This is a genomic window from Erythrobacter sp. (assembly GCF_023653175.1).
Lineage (GTDB): Bacteria > Pseudomonadota > Alphaproteobacteria > Sphingomonadales > Sphingomonadaceae > Erythrobacter.
Map to the genome: position 1 here is coordinate 1 of NZ_JAMNXL010000288.1, position 2,522 is coordinate 2,522.

Genomic DNA, 2,522 nt, shown 5'->3' on the forward strand with positions numbered 1-2,522 from the left:
AAAAGCTGGTACGAGGCGAATATCATGCCGCGCCTCATCACCTGCGCCTGTTCGCAGGGGCAGGTGATGAAGCGCCGCGCGGCAGTGGTGCCGCGCGCGGCGGGCGACGTGTTCGAACTGGGCTGCGGGGGCGGGATCAACCATGCCTTCTATGACAGGCAGGCGATCACCTCCTATGCCGGGATCGACCCGCACGAGGGCCTGCTCGAGGGTGCGCGCGCCGCGGCGCGGGAAAAGGGCTGGGCGGCGGACCTCAGGGCCGGGCGGGGCGAGGCGATCCCCTTCGATGACGCGCGCTTCGACTGCGTGGTGTGCACCTTCACCCTGTGCTCGGTCGAGAACCCCGCACAGGTGATGCGCGAGATGCACCGCATCCTGCGCCCCGGCGGGCAGGTGCTGTTCCTCGAGCACGGCCTTGCCCCCGACGCAGAGGTCCGCGCCTGGCAGGGCCGGATCGAGCCGGTCTGGAAGCGTCTCGCGGGCGGCTGCCACCTGACGCGGCCCATCGCCGGCGCACTGTCAGGCGCGGGCTTTGCGGTGGAGACGCTGGGTGAGGGCTATACGCCCCAAGCGCCCCGCTTTGCCGGGTGGATGGAATGGGGGGCGGCGCGGAAGGCTGGGTGATCGGGCGAGGCTGAAGAAAAGGGCGGGAAAGATCGCTCTTTCCCGCCCTTGTTTCGCTTGATCTGGTTAGCGGCCTACTCGCCGAAGGTGCGCTGCCACCAGCCGCGGCGGGGCTTGGTTTCGCCCTGGCTTTCGGCTTCGGACCGTGCCGCGGCGTCACCAGCCGGGGCTTCGTCCTGCGGGGCGCTTTCGGCGGCCATGGCTTCGGCGGTCTCGGGGGCGCCATCGGGGCCCGCGATCACTGCCATGTCCTCGGCGACCTGCTGCGAGAGGGTTTCCGCCGGATCGGTGGCGGCCACCTTGGCCTTGCGCGGGGCGCGCTTGCGCTTGGGCTTTTCGGCCGGCGCTTCCTCTTCGGTCGTAGCAGCCTCGGCGGCTTCGGCGGCAAGTTCCGGGGCGAGTTCGGCGGGGACTTCCTGCGCGACCGGCTCGGCCACCTTCTTCTTGCGCGGGGCGCGGACGCGCTTGGGCTTTTCGGCCGGCGCTTCCTCGACAGGGGTGTCGGCTTCGGCGGCTTCGGCAGTGGGCTCCTGCGGAGCGGGTGCCTCGGCCTCGGCGTCGACTTCGGGGGGGGCTTCCGCGCCGGTCACGGTGTCGGCAACATCGCCGTCATCGCCCTCGGCTTCGCCATCGGACGCCTCGCCTTCGCCGCCTTCACGGCGCTTGCGACCACGGCCACCGCGGCGGCGGCGCTTCTTGGGACGCGCCTCGCCATCGTCACCGGTTTCGGGCGCGGCATTCTCGCCGTCATCCTCGCCGCCCTCTTCGCTGGCGCCTTCGGTGTCGCCGTTCTCGTCACCGGCCGCGTAGCCCGCTTCGTCACCGGCTTCGCCATCCTCGCGGTCACGGCTGCGGTTGCGGCCACCGCGGCGGCGGCGGCGCTTCTTCTTGCGGCCGCCTTCGTCGTCATTGTCGGCCCGCTCGCGGCGGGGCTGACGGGGCTCGCGCCGGTCGGTTTCGGCTTCGACCTCTTCCTCGGCGAAGTCGTCCTCTTCCTCGGGCAGGTCGTCGTCGTCGTCATCGTCGATGATCGGGTCGAACCTCGGCGCTGCGTGCGGACGCGGGCCGCTGCTCGAGACGCTCATCTTGGCGCCTTCCTGCTCGCCCTCGGGCACCACTTCGACGCTGACGCCGTAGCGCTGCTCGATCTCGACAAGGTCGGCGCGCTTTTCGTTGAGGAGGTAGATCGCAGCCTCGGTGCTCGCCGCGAGGCGGATCTGCGTGCCCTTGCCGCGCGCCGCCTCGTCCTCGATCAGGCGCAGCGCCGAGAGGCCCGCCGAGGAGGCGGTGCGCACGAGGCCGGTGCCGTCGCAATGCGGGCAGGAACGGGTGGTAGCTTCGAGCACGCCGGTGCGCAGGCGCTGGCGGCTCATTTCCATGAGGCCGAAGGAACTGATGCGGCCCACCTGAATGCGCGCGCGATCGTTCTTCAGCGCGTCCTTCATCGCCTTCTCGACCTTGCGGACGTTGGAGGGGTACTCCATGTCGATGAAGTCGATCACGACGAGCCCTGCCATGTCGCGCAGGCGCAGCTGGCGGGCGATTTCCTTGGCGGCTTCGAGGTTGGTGTGGAGCGCCGTCGCCTCGATCCCGTGCTCCTTGGTGGAGCGCCCGGAGTTGATGTCGATCGAAACCAGCGCCTCGGTCGGGTTGATGATCAGATAGCCGCCGGATTTCAGCTGCACCATCGGATCATACATCGCGCGCAGCTGGTCTTCGGCGCCGTAACGCTGGAACAGCGGAACGGGGTCCGAATAGGCCTTCACCCGCCGCGCGTGGCTGGGCATGAGCAGCTTCATGAAGGCCTTGGCGGACTTGTAGCCTTCCTCGCCCTCGACGACGACTTCCTCGATTTCCTTGTTGTAGATGTCGCGGATCGCACGCTTGATGAGGTCGCT

General features: G+C 69.3%; 2 protein-coding genes. One reads left to right on the plus strand and one right to left on the minus strand.

Going from position 1 to position 2,522, the window contains the following annotated elements:
• Window positions 1–624, plus strand: a 624-nt coding sequence (locus NBV68_RS18995; protein WP_296313065.1) for a class I SAM-dependent methyltransferase, incomplete at its 5' end; no start/stop codon positions are given.
• Between the two features lie 74 nt (window positions 625–698).
• Here NBV68_RS18995 and NBV68_RS19000 read toward each other — a convergent pair.
• Window positions 699–2,522, minus strand: a 1,824-nt coding sequence (locus tag NBV68_RS19000; RefSeq protein ID WP_296313068.1) for a ribonuclease E/G, incomplete at its 5' end; no start/stop codon positions are given.